This is a genomic window from Streptomyces sp. NBC_00510 (assembly GCA_036013505.1).
GTDB lineage: Bacteria > Actinomycetota > Actinomycetes > Streptomycetales > Streptomycetaceae > Actinacidiphila.
Genome location: CP107851.1, coordinates 4,619,724 through 4,637,444, shown reverse-complemented (window position 1 = coordinate 4,637,444; position 17,721 = coordinate 4,619,724). Strand labels below are relative to the sequence as shown.

Below are 17,721 nucleotides of genomic sequence, written 5' to 3'. Positions count from 1 at the left end.
GACAGAGCGTGAATCTTCACGGGGGAGGGCCAATGGCCGAGAAGAGCCTTGACGAGCCGGCGCACGAGCAGAGCGAGAAGACCGCTGCCGCGGCCGACGTCTCCCTGGTGTACTACTCCGTCGCGCCGGGTTGCCGGGTCAACGTCCGCACGGGTCCGGGCACCAGCTACCAGCTCGTCAGGATCCTGCCGTACGACGCCAAGGTGCCGATCTTCTGCCAGACCCCGGGCACGACGGTCAACGGCTACTACGGGACCTCGAACATCTGGGACCGGATCGCCCCTGGCCAGTACGTTTCCGATGCCTACGTGCACACCGGCAGCGACGGGTACGTCGCCGGACGCTGCGTCTGACGTGAGACCGTCGGCCGGGAACGGTCGCGGTTCATCACAGCTCAGCTCCATCCACCCGCCGGGCTCCGTGGCTTGCCGGAGAGCCCTCGGCGTGTGCGTCCACAAGTGGCCCATCCCACGGGAGGAACGCGTTGAGCAAGAGCAAGGGCAAGAACAGGCGCGTGGTGCTGGCGGCCGGGATGGCCGGCGCCGTTTTGGTGGTGCTCGGGGGTGCCGCCGAAGCGACCGCGGCGTCCGCTGATCTCGTGTACTACCCGGTCGCTCCCGACGTACGGCTCAACGTCCGTATCGGCCCCGGGACGGGCTATCAGATCGTCAAGGTGCTGCCCTACGACGTCAAGGTGCCGATCATCTGCCAGACCCCGGGTGAGACGGTCAGCGGCTATTACGGCACGTCGAACATCTGGGACCGGATCGCCCCCGGCCAGTACGTCTCCGACACCTATGTGCACACCGGTAGTGACGGGTACATCGCGGGACGCTGCGGATGACCGTCCGCGGTTCTTCATCCATCAGGAGGGCACGTTGAGCGAGGGCAAGAGCAGACGCGCGTTACTCGTCTCCGGCGCGGCGGCGTTGACCGGGGTGGCGTTCCCGGTGCTCGGGGGCGCCGGCGATGCCGCGGCGGCCACGGCTTCGGCCTCGGGCGATCTCATCTACTACTCGGTCGCGCCGGACGTGCGCCTCAACGTCCGCTCAGGGCCGGGCACCGGTTACCACATCGTGAAGGTCCTTCCCTACGACGCCAAGGTGCCGATCTTCTGCCAGACCCCGGGCACGACGGAGAGCGGCTACTACGGGACCTCGAACATCTGGGACTGCATCGGCACCAACCAGTACGTCTCCGACACGTACGTGCACACCGGCAGCGACGGGTACGTCGCGTCGCGCTGCAGCTGACATCGGCCGTTCGTGTCCGTACGTTCACTGGTCGTCCGCAGGAGGAACGTGTTGAGCAAGGGCAAGGGCAGAAGCAGGCGCGCCGCACTGGCGGCCGGCGCGGCCACCGGCATCGACGGCTACGTGGCCGCACGCTGTACCTGACCGAGCCCACGCGGTGGGTCGCACCCGCGTCCGACGGGGAAGGACAACCCCCATGACCACACACCCGGCCCACCGCGTGCTCGCCCAGTCGTTCGACACCGTCGCCGCGCAGTACGCCGCGGCCCGCCCCGGTTACCCGGGGGAGCTGTTCGACGCCGTCGAGGAGATCAGCGGCCGTCCCTTCGCCGGGGCCGCGGTCCTGGACGTGGGGGCCGGGACGGGGATCGCCACGGCGCTGCTGCGGGCGCGCGGGGCGAACGTGACGGCCGTGGAGCCCGGGGCGGGGATGGCCGCGCAGTTGCGGGCGGGGCAGCCGGACGTGCCGCTCGTACGCGGGGACGGGGACGCGCTGCCGTTCGCGTCCGGGGTGGCGGACTTCGTGACGTACGCCCAGGCGTGGCACTGGACGGACGCGGCCAAGTCCTCCCCCGAGGCGGCACGGGTGCTGCGGCCCGGCGGCGCGCTCGCGCTGTGGTGGAACGTGCCGGACATGGGCGTCGCCTGGGTGCGGGAGCAGGAGGAGCGGCTGGCCCGCGCGGTCCCCCGCTACCACGAGAACGGCCTGACGGGGACGGCGGAGGACATCCTCCGCTCGCTCGGCTCCCGCCTGGGGATGCGCACCGAGACCCGCGTCCTGCACTGGACGCGCACCGTCGCGCTGGACACGCACCTCACGATGCTCGGCAGCCGTTCCTACTTCGCCGTGCTCGCACCGGACACCGCCCGCCGCATCCTCGACGACGAGCGGCGCGCGCTGCTGGCGCTCTTCCCGGACGGTCACGTGGTCGAGCCCTACAAGGTCGACCTCACGGTGGCGGTCAAGGACTGACGGTCAAGGACTGACGGTCAAGGACCGAGGGGGTCGGACCGAGGGTCAAGGCCCGGCGGGCCGGCCCTAGCCGGCCCGCCGCCTCCCGGCCACCGAACCGACGACGCCGACCACGCCCGCGACGAGGACCCCTCGCCACAGGCCGTCCCAGAGGCTGCCGAAGAAGCCCTCGGAGGTCAGGATCTGGCGCATCACGACGTCGGTGACGAGCAGCATCCCCGCCGGGACCAGCGCGACGCGCCAGGGGTGGGCGGCCGCCCAGCGGCGGATGCGGCGGTCGGCGCGCGGGCCGCGCCCGGTCACCGCGCCGGCGCCGCCGACGAGGAAGAAGAGCATCAGCGCGACGGACACGGCGCCGGCGACGACGCCGAGCCCGAAGTCGCCGCTCAGGGCGGAGGCGGCGAGGGAGACCCCGCCGCCGATCGCGCCGACCGCCGCCGCCGGGCGCCAGGGGCCGAGGGTGGCCGAGGCCACCGCGAGCTGCCGCTTCTCGGCTCCGGTCACGTCCCGGGATACATCGGTAGAACGCCTCATATGGCCACGGTCACTCCGCTCCGCTCCCGAAGCCATAGGGGATGACCCTGAGACGGCCCGGAACCGTGGGTCAGGGGCGGCGCCCCGTCCCGCCCGGTCCCGGGCCGCCGCGTCACACCGGTGCGCCCTGCACCCGGACGGGCGTCACCCCCTCCTCGTTGTGCCGCTCGGCCCAGCCGAGCAGGGCCATGCCGCAGGCGTGGTCGAGGTGCCGCAGCCGGCGCAGGTCGAGTTCCATCGGGCGGTCGCGGGGCAGGGCCTCCAGTTGGTCCAGCAGCTTGGGCAGCCGCAGGAAGGTGGCGTTGCCCAGGACGCGGACGACGATCGGGCCCTCGCCCTTGTCGTGGATCTCCACATGCGTCTGCGAGGTCTCCCAGGCCGCCTTGACCACGGCCGTGAGCAGCCCGATGAGGACCCCCTCGAACATGTTGGTGGCCACGATCGCCGTCGCGGTCACCACCAGGACGACGGCCTCGCCCCGGTGCGCGCGCCACAGCGGCACGAGCTCCTTCACCGGTACGAGCTTCCAGCCCGCGTGCACCAGCACACCCGCCAGCGCGGCCACCGGGATCACCCCCAGGGCGCCGGGGATCAGCGCGGCGAACAGCAGCAGCCACACGCCGTGCAGTACCCGTGCCGCCTTCGTACGGGCGCCCGCCTGCACGTTGGCCGCGCTGCGGACGATCACCGCGGTCATCGGCAGGGCCCCGAGCGCCCCGCAGACGGCGTTGCCCGCGCCCTGCGCGATGAGTTCCTTGTCGTACTCCGTGCGCGGCCCGTCGTGCAGCCGGTCCACCGCGGCGGCGCTGAACAGGCTCTCGGCGGAGGCGATCAGCGTGAAGGCCAGCACGGTGCCGATCACCGACAGACTCGCCAGCCCCGCGAACTGCTCGGCACCCGGCGGCTGGATGACGTCGAGCAGTCCCGCCACCTCGACGCGCTCGACCGGCAGGCCAAACAGCACGGCCGCGCCCGTGGCCAGCGCGACCGCGGCCAGTGGCCCCGGCAGCAGCCGCGCGGCACGCGGGATGCGGGGCCACAGCACGAGGACCGCGATGGTGCCGCCGCCGACGGCGAGCGCGGTGAGCGCCGTGGGCGAGGCGACGGTGCCCGCGACCAGTCCGGGTAATCCGGCGATCTTCGCGACGCCGCCTGCCGGTGCCGCGGTGTCGGTGAGCGCGTAGACCTGTCCGGCGATCAGCACCAGGCCGATGCCGGCCAGCATGCCCTGGACGACGGCGACGGAGATGGCCCGGAACCAGCGGCCCAGCCGGAGCACGCCCATGGCGAGCTGCAGCCCGCCCGCGCAGAGCACGAGCACGCCCAGTGAGGGCAGTCCGAACTCCTGGACCGCCTCGTAGACCAGGACGGTGAGTCCGGCGGCCGGGCCGGACACCTGGAGGCTGCTGCCGGGGAGCAGCCCGGTCACGATCCCGCCGACGATGCCGGTGACCAGGCCGAGTTCGGCCGGCACCCCCGAGGCGACGGCCACGCCCACGCACAGCGGCAGGGCGACGAGGAAGACGACGAGGGAGGCGGTGACGTCGGCGCGCAGCGACTGCGGGCGGGGCAGTCGCGACGTGGCGCGCATGAGGCGGCTCACCGCGCGGGGGCGGGGGTGAGGGAGCCGCGGACGGGCCGGAGGGGCCGGGCGGCTGGTGGGGGGAGGGCGGCTGGTGGGGGGAGGGCGGAACAAGAGGTGGGGGATGGGGGGATGAAGGTCTTCACGCGGGTGTCCTCCATTGCGCCCCGGCGCCGGTGTGGGCGGGGGCGTACGTGGTCGAGCAGTGTGGGGGGACGGTTCTCCCGGACCGCGGGCGCCGCGTACGAGTGCATGTGCGTGCACGTGGACGCGCGGGCGCCGGCGCGGGCTCGGGCCGGGGTCGGGCCCGGGCCGCGGGCGACGACCGCGGTCAGGAGGGAAGGGCAGGCGGCAGGCCGTGCCTCAGCAGCGGAACGCGCCGAGGGCGATCGGTAGTTCTCCGGATCTGGAGAGGGGTACCGCCTGCCGGGCGGTCCGCAGCGCCGTCACGGCGGCGGACACCTGGGCGCCTTCCGCCGGGACCGTCTCATCGGTCCCGGTGCCGCCCCGTGGTGCCGGTGCCGGTGCCGGGACGCTCACGGTCCCGGGCAGCACCAGGCGTATGCCGTTGCTCCCGTGCCTGCGTGCCAGGCAGTTCCGGGTCTCGGGCTCCACGCGCGCCACCGTCGTGCCCGCGCCGCGGCCGGAGACGGGAACGGGCTCGGCGGCGGCGCAGCCTATCGCCGCGAACAGGGAGAGCAGCAGTGCCGCCATTCCGGCGACAGCACGCGCAACTCCCTTGGCCGATACCACAGGTGCCCCCGTTCCGATGCGTAGCCGCCCTCCATTTTGCGCAGACAGCCACTCCATTTTGCAAGCTCTTTAAGCAAACGGAGTGTAAATGATCCGTCACTCAAACGCATGCATCCGCCGCTCCTTGACGTCCCGACGCGCCCCGGAGCATTATTCACCGCATGATGAATAAAGCCGAGGAGCCCGGAGAACCGGGCCCCGGATCCGCCGTGCACGCCTCCGGGCTCACCGTCGCCCGCGGCGGCCGCACCGTCCTGGACGCCCTGGAGTTCACCGTCCCCCGTGGCGAGATCACCGGCCTGCTCGGCCCCAGCGGCTGCGGCAAGTCGACCCTCATGCGCGCCGTCGTCGGCACCCAGGCGGGCGTCACCGGCACCCTCGACGTCCTCGGCCTGCCCGCCGGCCACCGCGACCTGCGCCCCCGCCTCGGCTACGTGACCCAGGCCGCCTCCGTCTACCTCGACCTGACCGTCCGCCAGAACCTCGCGTACTTCGCCGCCGTCCTCGGCGGCGACGCGCCCGACCACGTCGAACGCGCCATCGCCGACGTCGACCTGGCCTCCCACGCCACCGCCCTCGCCGGCAACCTCTCCGGCGGGCAACTGGGCCGCGTCTCCCTCGCCGTGGCTCTGCTCGGCACCCCCGAACTGCTCGTGCTCGACGAACCCACCGTCGGCCTCGACCCCGTCCTGCGCCGTGACCTGTGGGAGCTCTTCCACCGCCTCGCCGCCGAACGGGGCGCCACCCTCCTCGTCTCCAGCCACGTCATGGACGAGGCCGAGCGCTGCCACCGGCTGCTGCTCATGCGCGAGGGCCGCATCCTCGCCCAGGGCGCACCCGACGAGCTGCGCGCAGGCACCGGCGCCCCCACCGTCGAGGACGCCTTCCTCCGCCTCGTCGACGAGGCCGCCGGGAAGCTCCCCCACCAGACCGAGGAGCCCGTCCGATGAGCACGCGCCGCACCCTCGCCACCGCCCGCCGCGTGCTGCTGCAACTGCGCCACGACCCGCGCACCATCGCCTTGATGGTCGTCGTGCCCTGCGTCCTGCTCACCCTGCTGTCCTGGGTGTACGACGCCAGCCCGCGCACCTTCGACACCGTCGGCGCCTCGCTGCTGGGCATCTTCCCGCTCATCACGATGTTCCTGGTCACCTCGATCGCGACGCTGCGCGAACGCACCTCCGGCACCCTGGAACGCCTGCTGTCCATGCCGCTCGGCAAGGGCGACCTGCTGGCCGGGTACGCCCTCGCCTTCGGCGCCATCGCCGTCGTCCAGGCCGCCCTCGCCACCGGGCTCGCCGTCCTCGCCCTCGGCCTCGAGGTCACCGGCTCCGCCTGGCTGCTGCTCCTGGTCGCCCTCGCCGACGCCTGCCTGGGCACCGCCCTCGGGCTCTTCGTCAGCGCCTTCGCCGCCAGCGAGTTCCAGGCCGTGCAGTTCATGCCCGCCGTGCTGCTGCCGCAGATCCTGCTCTGCGGACTGCTCATGCCGCGCGACCGGATGCAGCCGGTGCTGGAGGCCATCTCCCACGTCCTGCCCATGTCGTACGCCGTCGACGGCATGCAGGAGGTCCTCACCCACACCGGCGTCACCGGTGACTTCGTCCGCGACCTCGCCGTCGTCGCCGGCAGCGCCGCGCTCGCACTCGCCCTCGGCGCGGTCACGCTCCGCCGCCGTACGGCCTGATCCCCCAGGGTGACCGCACCGTGGACGGCACGGCCTCCGGGCCGCCCACGGTGCGAGGATGACCCCTATGACGCAGAAAGTCGCGGTGCTCGGCACCGGCAAGATCGGCGAGGCCCTTCTGTCGGGCATGCTCCGTGCCGGCCGGCAGCCGGAGAACCTCCTCGTGACCGCCCGCCGCCCGGCGCGCGCCCAGGAGCTGCACGCCCGCTACGGCGTCGAATCGGTCTCCAACGAGAAGGCGGCCAAGACCGCCGACACCCTCATCCTCGCCGTGAAGCCGCAGGACATGTCCGCCCTCCTGGAGGAGCTCGCCCCGCACGTCGCCGCCGACCGGCTGATCATCAGCGCCGCGGCCGGCGTCCCGACCTCCTTCTTCGAGGAGCGCCTCGCGGACGGCATCGCGGTCGTCCGCGTCATGCCCAACACCCCCGTCCTGGTCGACGAGGGCATGTCCGTCATCTCCGGCGGCAGCCACGCCGCCGAGGAGCACCTGCTGCGCACCGAGGAGATCTTCCAGCCGGTCGGCAAGACCCTGCGCATCCCCGAGTACCAGCAGGACGCCGCCACCGCCCTCTCCGGCTCCGGACCCGCGTACTTCTACTACCTGGTCGAGGCCATGACCGACGCCGGCATCCTCCTCGGCCTGCCGCGCGCCCAGGCCCACGACCTGATCGTGCAGTCCGCGATCGGCGCCGCCGTGATGCTCCGCGACAGCGGCGAGCACCCCGTCAAGCTCCGCGAGGCCGTCACCTCCCCGGCCGGCACCACCATCAACGCCATCCGGGAACTGGAGAAGCACGGCGTGCGCCACGCCCTGATCGCCGCCCTGGAGGCCGCCCGTGACCGCAGCCGCGAGCTGGCCTCCGGCAACGGCTGACCGACCGGCCGGCCGGGGTCGGCGGGCCCCGGCCGCCGTCAGCACGACCTCAGCCCGGCGGCAGCAGCCCGATCGCCCGGTAGGCCGCGTCCACCGTCGGCCGGGCCAGGGCCCGCGCCCGCGCGGCACCGTCCCTGAGCACCCCGTCCACGTAGCCGGGCTCGGCCACCAGCGCCGCGTGCCGTTCCCGCAACGGCCGCAGCTCCTCCACGACGGCCTCGGCGGTGTCCTTCTTCAGGGCGCCGTACGAGTCGTACCCCGCCGAGAGGTCCTGCGGCGCCCGGCCCGTGCACGCCGACAGGATCTCCAGCAGGTTCGCCACCCCGGGCCGCTCCTGCGGGTCGTACGCCACGTCCCGCCCGCTGTCCGTCACCGCCCGCAGCACCTTCCTGCGGACGACGTCGGGCTCGTCGAGCAGGTAGACGATCCCCGGGCCGGTGTCCTCCGACTTCCCCATCTTCGACCCCGGGTCCTGCAGGTTCATCACCCGCGCCGCCACCTGCGGCAGCACCGCCCGGGGGACGGCGAACACATGCCCGTAACGGTGGTTGAACCGCACCGCCAGATCCCGCGTCAGCTCCACGTGCTGCGCCTGGTCGTCCCCGACGGGCACCTCGTCCGCCCCGTACGCCAGGATGTCCGCCGCCATCAGCACGGGGTACGTCAGCAGCGACAGCCGCACACTGCCGCCCCGCCGCTGCTCCCGGGCCGCCTTCTCCTTGTACTGGACCATCCTGCGCATCTCCCCGTCAGTGGCGGTGCATTCGAGGAGGTACGCCAGGCGGGCGTGCTCATCCACATGGCTCTGCACGAAGAGCGTGCAGACCCGCGGGTCGAGGCCGGCGGCCAGCAGGAGCGTCGCCGCCTGGCGGCTCAGCCGCCGCACCCGCGCCGGATCGTGCTCGACGGTCAGCGCGTGCAGGTCCACGACGCAGAACAGCGACTCGGCCCGGTGCTGGTCCACAGCCGCCCACTGCCGCACGGCGCCCAGGTAGTTGCCCAGGGTCAGGTGTCCCGTCGGCTTGATCCCGCTGAAGACCCTCGTCATCGCTGTTCCTCCCGGCTGTGGGACCACCGCGGTCGGCGAGCCGGAGCAGAAACACGTACGGCCGCCGAAGCGGCGGCCGTTGGATGCATGCGCTGAGCGTCGGCCGCCGTCAGGCGGCCCACCACAGGTACGAGTGCGCATGCTCGGTCATGCCCCGAAGGTAACGCGCAAACCTGTTGACGGCCACAGGTTTGAAGCACCCCGGGGCGTGGTGTAGTGTTCTCAAGCTGCCTCGGACGGGTCACCTTCTAGAGGTGGCCACTCAAGCCGCCCGGCGGCAAACCACTACTGCACGACTTCCCCTCGGGGACGATTTCGGCATGCCGAAATCGGATCCGAATGGCTCGATTATGAACCGCCGGGGAAATCCGCTAACGTGGTGGACACGCCGGAAGGCGCGAAACGAAAAACCCCGCTCCAATAGGGGGCCGGAAACGAAGAGCGGAAACGCGAAACGGATCTGGTAAGGTTGGAGACAACGAAGGGAAAGCCCGGAGGGGCCGGTGAAACGGTCTCGAAGGAAGCTTCCGTTCCTTGAGAACTCAACAGCGTGCCAAAAGTCAACGCCAGATATGTTGATACCCCGTCCATCTCGGACGAGGTTCCTTTGTAAAAACACAGCGAGGACGCTGGGCACGTCGGGATTATTCCTCCCGATGGTGCCGCTCTCGTGAAGACATTCACGGAGAGTTTGATCCTGGCTCAGGACGAACGCTGGCGGCGTGCTTAACACATGCAAGTCGAACGGTGAAGCCCTTCGGGGTGGATCAGTGGCGAACGGGTGAGTAACACGTGGGCAATCTGCCCTGCACTCTGGGACAAGCCCTGGAAACGGGGTCTAATACCGGATATTACCTTCCTCTGCATGGGGGTTGGTGGAAAGCTCCGGCGGTGCAGGATGAGCCCGCGGCCTATCAGCTTGTTGGTGGGGTAATGGCCTACCAAGGCGACGACGGGTAGCCGGCCTGAGAGGGCGACCGGCCACACTGGGACTGAGACACGGCCCAGACTCCTACGGGAGGCAGCAGTGGGGAATATTGCACAATGGGCGAAAGCCTGATGCAGCGACGCCGCGTGAGGGATGACGGCCTTCGGGTTGTAAACCTCTTTCAGCAGGGAAGAAGCGAAAGTGACGGTACCTGCAGAAGAAGCACCGGCTAACTACGTGCCAGCAGCCGCGGTAATACGTAGGGTGCGAGCGTTGTCCGGAATTATTGGGCGTAAAGAGCTCGTAGGCGGCTTGTCACGTCGGTTGTGAAAGCCCGGGGCTTAACCCCGGGTCTGCAGTCGATACGGGCAGGCTAGAGTTCGGTAGGGGAGATCGGAATTCCTGGTGTAGCGGTGAAATGCGCAGATATCAGGAGGAACACCGGTGGCGAAGGCGGATCTCTGGGCCGATACTGACGCTGAGGAGCGAAAGCGTGGGGAGCGAACAGGATTAGATACCCTGGTAGTCCACGCCGTAAACGTTGGGAACTAGGTGTGGGCGACATTCCACGTCGTCCGTGCCGCAGCTAACGCATTAAGTTCCCCGCCTGGGGAGTACGGCCGCAAGGCTAAAACTCAAAGGAATTGACGGGGGCCCGCACAAGCGGCGGAGCATGTGGCTTAATTCGACGCAACGCGAAGAACCTTACCAAGGCTTGACATACACCGGAAACACCCAGAGATGGGTGCCCCCTTGTGGTCGGTGTACAGGTGGTGCATGGCTGTCGTCAGCTCGTGTCGTGAGATGTTGGGTTAAGTCCCGCAACGAGCGCAACCCCTGTCCTGTGTTGCCAGCGGATTATGCCGGGGACTCACAGGAGACCGCCGGGGTCAACTCGGAGGAAGGTGGGGACGACGTCAAGTCATCATGCCCCTTATGTCTTGGGCTGCACACGTGCTACAATGGCCGGTACAATGAGCTGCGATACCGCGAGGTGGAGCGAATCTCAAAAAGCCGGTCTCAGTTCGGATTGGGGTCTGCAACTCGACCCCATGAAGTCGGAGTCGCTAGTAATCGCAGATCAGCAGTGCTGCGGTGAATACGTTCCCGGGCCTTGTACACACCGCCCGTCACGTCACGAAAGTCGGTAACACCCGAAGCCGGTGGCCCAACCCCTTGTGGGAGGGAGTCGTCGAAGGTGGGACTGGCGATTGGGACGAAGTCGTAACAAGGTAGCCGTACCGGAAGGTGCGGCTGGATCACCTCCTTTCTAAGGAGCATCTAGACCTGCGCAAGCAGGTCCAGAGCCACTTCGCCGGCGAATGTCCGGCGGTGGTTAGCTCATGGGTGGAACGTTGACTATTCGGCACGGCTGGTTGTGAGTGTTAGTACTGCTTCGGCGTGGAACGCACATCGTCAACTGGTCGGGTCGGGCGCGCTGTTGGGTCCTGAGGGCACGGAAGTGTTCTCGGTTGTGGACCGGACTCGATCGAAGCTTCGCTGGTTGCGGGGTGGGTGTTGGGTGACGGGTCGTTGTTTGAGAACTGCATAGTGGACGCGAGCATCTGTGGCCAAGTTTTTAAGGGCGCACGGTGGATGCCTTGGCACCAGGAACCGATGAAGGACGTGGGAGGCCACGATAGGCCCCGGGGAGCTGTCAACCAAGCTTTGATCCGGGGGTGTCCGAATGGGGAAACCCGGCAGTCGTCATGGGCTGTCACCCGCTGCTGAACACATAGGCAGTGTGGAGGGAACGCGGGGAAGTGAAACATCTCAGTACCCGCAGGAAGAGAAAACAACCGTGATTCCGGGAGTAGTGGCGAGCGAAACCGGATGAGGCCAAACCGTATGCGTGTGATACCCGGCAGGGGTTGCGCATGTGGGGTTGTGGGATCGTACTTCAGTCGTCTGCCGGCGGCTGGGCGAGTCAGAAACCGTTGATGTAGGCGAAGGACATGCGAAAGGTCCGGCGTAGAGGGTAAGACCCCCGTAGCTGAAACATTAGCGGCTTGCTTGTACGACACCCAAGTAGCACGGGGCCCGAGAAATCCCGTGTGAATCTGGCGGGACCACCCGCTAAGCCTAAATATTCCCTGGTGACCGATAGCGGATAGTACCGTGAGGGAATGGTGAAAAGTACCGCGGGAGCGGAGTGAAATAGTACCTGAAACCGTGTGCCTACAAGCCGTGGGAGCGTCGCATGCAAGCTTGCTTGTATGTCGTGACTGCGTGCCTTTTGAAGAATGAGCCTGCGAGTTTGCGGTGTGTGGCGAGGTTAACCCGTGTGGGGTAGCCGTAGCGAAAGCGAGTCCGAATAGGGCGATTTTAGTCGCATGCCCAAGACCCGAAGCGGAGTGATCTAGCCATGGGCAGGTTGAAGCGTGGGTAAGACCGCGTGGAGGACCGAACCCACCAGGGTTGAAAACCTGGGGGATGACCTGTGGTTAGGGGTGAAAGGCCAATCAAACTCCGTGATAGCTGGTTCTCCCCGAAATGCATTTAGGTGCAGCGTCGTGTGTTTCTTGCCGGAGGTAGAGCACTGGATAGGCGATGGGCCCTACCGGGTTACTGACCTTAGCCAAACTCCGAATGCCGGTAAGTGAGAGCGCGGCAGTGAGACTGCGGGGGATAAGCTCCGTGGTCGAGAGGGAAACAGCCCAGAGCATCGACTAAGGCCCCTAAGCGTACGCTAAGTGGGAAAGGATGTGGAGTCGCACAGACAACCAGGAGGTTGGCTTAGAAGCAGCCACCCTTGAAAGAGTGCGTAATAGCTCACTGGTCAAGTGATTCCGCGCCGACAATGTAGCGGGGCTCAAGCGTACCGCCGAAGTCGTGTCATTGCAGCAATACTCCCAACGGAGGCTGTGATGGGTAGGGGAGCGTCGTGTGCCGGGTGAAGCGGCCCTGTAAGGGAGTCGTGGACGGTTCACGAGTGAGAATGCAGGCATGAGTAGCGATACAAGAGTGGGAAACTCTTGCGCCGATTGACTAAGGGTTCCTGGGTCAAGCTGATCTGCCCAGGGTAAGTCGGGACCTAAGGCGAGGCCGACAGGCGTAGTCGATGGACAACCGGTTGATATTCCGGTACCCGCTTTGAAGCGCCAGCGCTGAATCTGGTGATGCTAAGGCCGTGAAGCCGCCCTTGATCTCTTCGGAGTGATGGGGAGTGGTGGAGCCGCTGAACCTATCCAGTAGTAGGTGAGCGATGGGGTGACGCAGGAAGGTAGTCCAGCCCGGGCGGTGGTTGTCCCGGGGTAAGGGTGTAGGCCGAGTGGTAGGCAAATCCGCCACTCATTGAGGCTGAGACCTGATGCCGAGCCGATTGTGGTGAAGTGGATGATCCTATGCTGTCGAGAAAAGCCTCTAGCGAGTTTCATGGCGGCCCGTACCCTAAACCGACTCAGGTGGTCAGGTAGAGAATACCGAGGCGTTCGGGTGAACTGTGGTTAAGGAACTCGGCAAAATGCCCCCGTAACTTCGGGAGAAGGGGGGCCATTGCTGGTGAGGGGACTTGCTCCCTGAGCTGGTGGTGGCCGCAGAGACCAGCGAGAAGCGACTGTTTACTAAAAACACAGGTCCGTGCGAAGCCGTAAGGCGATGTATACGGACTGACGCCTGCCCGGTGCTGGAACGTTAAGGGGACCGGTTAGCTCCATTTCGGTGGGGCGAAGCTGAGAACTTAAGCGCCAGTAAACGGCGGTGGTAACTATAACCATCCTAAGGTAGCGAAATTCCTTGTCGGGTAAGTTCCGACCTGCACGAATGGCGTAACGACTTCTCGACTGTCTCAACCACAGGCCCGGTGAAATTGCACTACGAGTAAAGATGCTCGTTTCGCGCAGCAGGACGGAAAGACCCCGGGACCTTTACTACAGCTTGATATTGGTGTTCGGTTCGGCTTGTGTAGGATAGGTGGGAGACTGTGAAGCGATGGCGCCAGCCATTGTGGAGTCGTCGTTGAAATACCACTCTGGTCGTGCTGGATGTCTAACCTCGGTCCGTGATCCGGATCAGGGACAGTGTCTGGTGGGTAGTTTAACTGGGGCGGTTGCCTCCTAAAGAGTAACGGAGGCGCCCAAAGGTTCCCTCAGCCTGGTTGGCAATCAGGTGTTGAGTGTAAGTGCACAAGGGAGCTTGACTGTGAGACTGACGGGTCGAGCAGGTACGAAAGTAGGGACTAGTGATCCGGCGGTGGCTTGTGGAAGCGCCGTCGCTCAACGGATAAAAGGTACCCCGGGGATAACAGGCTGATCTTCCCCAAGAGTCCATATCGACGGGATGGTTTGGCACCTCGATGTCGGCTCGTCGCATCCTGGGGCTGGAGTCGGTCCCAAGGGTTGGGCTGTTCGCCCATTAAAGCGGTACGCGAGCTGGGTTTAGAACGTCGTGAGACAGTTCGGTCCCTATCCGCTGTGCGCGTAGGAGTCTTGAGAAGGGCTGTCCCTAGTACGAGAGGACCGGGACGGACGAACCTCTGGTGTGCCAGTTGTTCTGCCAAGGGCATGGCTGGTTGGCTACGTTCGGGAGGGATAACCGCTGAAAGCATCTAAGCGGGAAGCCTGCTTCGAGATGAGGACTCCCACCCCCTTGAGGGGTTAAGGCTCCCAGTAGACGACTGGGTTGATAGGCCGGATGTGGAAGCCCAGTAATGGGTGGAGCTGACCGGTACTAATAAGCCGAGGGCTTGTCCATAGGTTGCTCGCGTCCACTGTGTAGTTCTGAAACAACGAACCGTTGGGTTCGTATAGTTTCATAGTGTTTCGGTGGTTATAGCGTTAGGGAAACGCCCGGTTACATTCCGAACCCGGAAGCTAAGCCTTTCAGCGCCGATGGTACTGCAGGGGGGACCCTGTGGGAGAGTAGGACGCCGCCGAACAATCATTAGCCTCAGCCCCTGAGTTTCGACTCGGGGGCTGAGGCTTTTCTGCGTTGTCCCCCAAAAGCGCCGGGCCGGCCGGATCCGGTGCCCGACTACAGTGGGGCGGTGCGCTACGACCTGGTCATCTTCGACAACGACGGCGTGCTCGTGGACAGCGAGCCGATCGCCAACCGCATCCTGGCGGGCCTGCTGACGGAGTTGGGCCACCCCACCACGTACGAGGAGTCCGTCCGCGACTACATGGGCTCCGCGATGCACCGCGTCCACGACCTGGTCGCCGAGCGCACGGGGCAGCGACTGCCGGAGGACTTCGACGCCACGTACTACGCACGGGTCTTCGAGGGCTTCCGGCGTCAACTGGAGCCGGTACCGGGCGTGGCGACCGTGCTGGGGAAGCTGGCGGCGGACGGGGTGCCGTACTGCGTCGCGTCCTCAGGCAGCCACGAGCGGATCCGGGTGGCGCTGAAGAAGACCGGGCTGTACGGGTACTTCGACGAGGAGCGGATCTTCAGCGCGCAGGACGTCGGGCGCGGGAAGCCGGCACCCGACCTGTTCCTGCACGCGGCGCGCACGATGGGCGTGGCGCCGGAGCGGTGCGCCGTGGTGGAGGACAGTCCGCTCGGGGTGCAGGCCGCGGTGGCGGCCGGGGATGGACGCGTACGGCTTCACGGCGATGACGCCGGCGGAGAAGCTGGCGGGAGCGGGAGCGGGAGCGGGAGCCGGGGCGCGGGAGTTGTTCGCGGACATGGCGGAGCTGCCCGCGAAACTGTTCGTGTGATCGATCTACCCGTCCGTAGCCCGCGGCCCTACGCTGCACGCTCATGGACGGCATCGACGGCGGATTGCGCCATGGACGGGCCTCGTTGGCCGTCAGTTTCTTCGCGCAAGGGGCGGCGTTCGCGCTGCTGGTGACCCGGATCCCGGCGCTGCAGGACCGTTACGGCATCAGTGACGCGCTGCTGCCCGTGTTCCTGGCCGCGGTGCCCGTCCTGGCCGGCGTGGGCAGCGTCGCCACCGAGCACCTGGTCAAGCGGGTGCGGCCGAGCGTGGTGCTGCGCTGGGTGCAGCCCGTGGTGTGCCTGGCGCTGCTGGGCGCCGGCGCCGGGGACGCGCTGTGGCAGTTGGCGACGGCACTGGCCGTCTTCGGGATATGCGTCGGCGCCCTGGACGCGTCCATGAACATGCTCGGGGTGAGCCTGCAACGCGCGTACGGGCGCAGCATCATGCTGGGCTTCCACGCCGCGTACAGCTTCGGCGGCATCCTGGGGGCGTCGCTGGCCTGGGCGGGGGCGCACTGGCACCTGTCGCTGGCGGTGCTGTACGGGCCGGTGGTCGCGGTGCTGATCCCGCTGACGCTGGCGGGCAGTCGCTGGTACGTCGACCAGAAGGCCGATGCCCCCGACGGGCAGGACGCGACGGCCTCGCCGGCCGCGACCGCGGTGGCGATGCGGCTGCTGCTCCCGCTCTGCATGGTGATGGCCTTCGCGTACATCGGGGACTCCACCGTCTCCAACTGGAGCGCGAAGTACCTGCAGGACGTGCTCGGCAGCTCCGAGCAGTTGGCGACCGTCCCGTACAACGTCTACATGGTCACCACGCTCCTGGGCCGCGCGGTCGGTGACCTCGGGGTGCGGCGCTTCGGGGCGGCGGTGGTGGTGCGCGCGGGCGCGCTGGTGGCGGCGGCGGGCTTCGCGGTGGTCGCGGCCGCGCCGGGCGCGTGGGTGGGGATGGCGGGGTTCACGCTGCTGGGCCTGGGGCTGTGCGTGATCGTGCCGCAGACGTTCGCGGCCGCCGGGCGGCTCTTTCCGGGGGCGTCGGACACGGCGATCGCGCGGCTGAACATCTTCAACTACGTGGGTTTCCTGGTCGGTTCCCCCTTGGTGGGTGCGCTGGGCGACGCGTGGAGCTACCGGGGGGCGATGCTGGTCCCGATGCTGCTGGTGACGGCGACGCTGCTGTACGCCCGCTCGTTCGGGGCGGAGCCCGCCCGATACGGTGTCGACCATGAGCGGCCGCGCACAGCTGATGTGGGACGAGCAGGTAACGGGCTATGACTTCGGTCGCGGCCACCCGATGGACCCGGTGCGGCTCGCACTGACCATGGGGCTGGTCCGGGCCTTCGGTCTGGACCGGGCGGTGACCGTGGCCGCGGCCCCCGCGGCCGGCGACTCGACGCTGCGCCTGGTGCACGACGCGGAGTACGTGGCGGCGGTGCGCCGCGCCTCCGCCGACCCCAAGGGCATGACGGAACTGGCGTACGGCCTCGGCACCGAGGACACCCCGGCGTTCGAGGGCATGCACGAGGTCTCCGCGCTGATCGCGGGCCAGTCGGTGGGGGCGGCCGAGGCGGTGTGGCGCGGCGAGGTGACGCACGCGGTGAACTTCGCGGGCGGGCTGCACCACGCGATGCCCGGGATGGCCTCGGGGTTCTGCGTCTACAACGACGCCGCGCTGGCCGTCGCCCGGCTGCTGGAGCTGGGCGCGGAGCGCGTCGCGTACGTGGACGTGGACGTGCACCACGGGGACGGCGTCCAGACGGCCTTCTGGGACGACCCGCGCGTGCTGACGATCTCGCTGCACGAGCACCCGCGCACGCTCTTCCCGCAGACCGGCTGGCCGGAGGAGACCGGCGGCCCGGAGGCGGAGGGCGGCGCGGTGAACGTGGCGCTGCCGGCCGGCACCGGGGACGAGGGCTGGCTGCGGGCGTTCGACGCGGTCGTCCCGGAGCTGCTCGCGGCCTTCCGGCCGCAGGTGCTGGTGACCCAGCACGGCGCGGACACGCACTTCGAGGACCCGCTGGCGCACCTCGCGGTGAGCCTGGACGCGCAGCGGGCGGTTGCGGAGGCGCTGCACGGCCTGGCGCACGAGCACGCCGAGGGCCGCTGGGTCGCCCTGGGCGGGGGCGGCTACGCGGTGGTCGACGTGGTGCCCCGGACGTGGACGCACCTGGTGGGCATCGCCGCCGGGCAGCCGGTCGCGCCGGAGGCGGCGACGCCCGAGGAGTGGCGGGCAGAGGTGTACCGCAGGACGCGGCAGATGGGGCCGCTGCGGATGACGGACGGCCGGGACGCGGCGTTCACCGGCTTCCACGATGCGGGGTACGACCCGGCGGACCGGCTGGACCAGGCGATCCTGGCGACCCGGCGGGCGGTCTTCCCGCTGCACGGGTTGCTGCCCTAGGTGTACTCGGCCGACACCAACGTGTCGGCC

13 protein-coding genes, 3 rRNA genes and 1 pseudogene are annotated in these 17,721 nt (G+C 68.2%); 13 read left to right on the top strand and 4 right to left on the bottom strand.

Features of this window, described 5'->3' with window-relative positions; translation table 11 throughout:
- Nucleotides 1-32 precede the first annotated feature (32 nt).
- The 4 genes from OG937_20740 (at nucleotide 33) to OG937_20725 (ending at nucleotide 2,226) form a co-directional block, all read left to right on the top strand.
- Complete coding sequence (locus OG937_20740; protein ID WUD73941.1) at nucleotides 33-353, top strand: SH3 domain-containing protein; 321 nt, start codon at nucleotides 33-35, stop codon at nucleotides 351-353.
- Nucleotides 354-532: 179 nt separating this feature from the next.
- A complete protein-coding gene (locus OG937_20735) occupies nucleotides 533-844 on the top strand; it encodes an SH3 domain-containing protein (protein WUD78828.1) in 312 nt (103 codons plus the stop codon).
- Between the two features lie 106 nt (nucleotides 845-950).
- A complete protein-coding gene (locus OG937_20730) occupies nucleotides 951-1,253 on the top strand; it encodes an SH3 domain-containing protein (protein WUD78827.1) in 303 nt (100 codons plus the stop codon).
- Nucleotides 1,254-1,449: 196 nt separating this feature from the next.
- Nucleotides 1,450-2,226, top strand: a complete 777-nt coding sequence (locus tag OG937_20725; GenBank protein WUD73940.1) for a methyltransferase domain-containing protein — start codon at nucleotides 1,450-1,452, stop codon at nucleotides 2,224-2,226.
- Between the two features lie 66 nt (nucleotides 2,227-2,292).
- Here OG937_20725 and OG937_20720 read toward each other — a convergent pair whose 3' ends face one another.
- The 3 genes from OG937_20720 to OG937_20710 all read right to left on the bottom strand — a co-directional run bounded on the left by OG937_20720 (nucleotide 2,293) and on the right by OG937_20710 (nucleotide 5,056).
- Nucleotides 2,293-2,760, bottom strand: coding sequence for a hypothetical protein (locus OG937_20720; GenBank protein ID WUD73939.1), 468 nt, complete (start codon nucleotides 2,758-2,760; stop codon nucleotides 2,293-2,295).
- A gap of 112 nt (nucleotides 2,761-2,872) precedes the next feature.
- Complete coding sequence (locus tag OG937_20715; GenBank protein ID WUD73938.1) at nucleotides 2,873-4,351, bottom strand: SulP family inorganic anion transporter; 1,479 nt, start codon at nucleotides 4,349-4,351, stop codon at nucleotides 2,873-2,875.
- 354 nt (nucleotides 4,352-4,705) lie between these two features.
- Nucleotides 4,706-5,056, bottom strand: coding sequence for a hypothetical protein (locus tag OG937_20710; GenBank protein ID WUD73937.1), 351 nt, complete (start codon nucleotides 5,054-5,056; stop codon nucleotides 4,706-4,708).
- 200 nt (nucleotides 5,057-5,256) lie between these two features.
- Between OG937_20710 and OG937_20705 the strand changes: the two genes are divergently transcribed.
- The 3 genes from OG937_20705 to proC all read left to right on the top strand — a co-directional run bounded on the left by OG937_20705 (nucleotide 5,257) and on the right by proC (nucleotide 7,656).
- Nucleotides 5,257-6,045: an ABC transporter ATP-binding protein gene (locus tag OG937_20705; GenBank protein WUD73936.1), complete on the top strand. Its 789-nt coding sequence runs from the start codon at nucleotides 5,257-5,259 to the stop codon at nucleotides 6,043-6,045.
- On the top strand, nucleotides 6,042-6,779 hold the full coding sequence (locus OG937_20700; protein ID WUD73935.1) for an ABC transporter permease: 738 nt from the start codon (nucleotides 6,042-6,044) through the stop codon (nucleotides 6,777-6,779). The genes OG937_20705 and OG937_20700 overlap by 4 nt, the downstream gene beginning before the upstream one ends.
- A 67-nt stretch (nucleotides 6,780-6,846) precedes the next feature.
- On the top strand, nucleotides 6,847-7,656 hold the full coding sequence (proC, locus tag OG937_20695) for a pyrroline-5-carboxylate reductase (protein WUD73934.1): 810 nt from the start codon (nucleotides 6,847-6,849) through the stop codon (nucleotides 7,654-7,656).
- Between the two features lie 49 nt (nucleotides 7,657-7,705).
- Here proC and trpS read toward each other — a convergent pair whose 3' ends face one another.
- On the bottom strand, nucleotides 7,706-8,704 hold the full coding sequence (gene trpS / locus OG937_20690; protein ID WUD73933.1) for a tryptophan--tRNA ligase: 999 nt from the start codon (nucleotides 8,702-8,704) through the stop codon (nucleotides 7,706-7,708).
- A gap of 679 nt (nucleotides 8,705-9,383) precedes the next feature.
- Between trpS and OG937_20685 the strand changes: the two genes are divergently transcribed.
- The 6 genes and pseudogenes from OG937_20685 (at nucleotide 9,384) to OG937_20660 (ending at nucleotide 17,691) form a co-directional block, all read left to right on the top strand.
- A 16S ribosomal RNA gene (locus OG937_20685) occupies nucleotides 9,384-10,902 on the top strand.
- Nucleotides 10,903-11,201: 299 nt separating this feature from the next.
- Nucleotides 11,202-14,324, top strand: a 23S ribosomal RNA gene (locus OG937_20680).
- Between the two features lie 67 nt (nucleotides 14,325-14,391).
- Nucleotides 14,392-14,508 (top strand): 5S ribosomal RNA (gene rrf / locus OG937_20675).
- Together the 16S, 23S and 5S rRNA genes form the textbook arrangement of a ribosomal RNA operon.
- Nucleotides 14,509-14,616: 108 nt before the next feature.
- Nucleotides 14,617-15,289: pseudogene (locus OG937_20670) on the top strand (HAD family hydrolase).
- A gap of 52 nt (nucleotides 15,290-15,341) precedes the next feature.
- Entirely contained in the window at nucleotides 15,342-16,565 is a 1,224-nt protein-coding gene (locus OG937_20665; protein WUD78826.1) for an MFS transporter, read from the top strand.
- Nucleotides 16,516-17,691 (top strand): acetoin utilization protein AcuC, encoded by a 1,176-nt coding sequence (locus tag OG937_20660; protein WUD73932.1) that lies wholly within the window; start codon nucleotides 16,516-16,518, stop codon nucleotides 17,689-17,691. Before OG937_20665 ends, OG937_20660 begins: the two co-directional genes overlap by 50 nt.
- The last annotated feature ends 30 nt before the right edge of the window (nucleotides 17,692-17,721 follow it).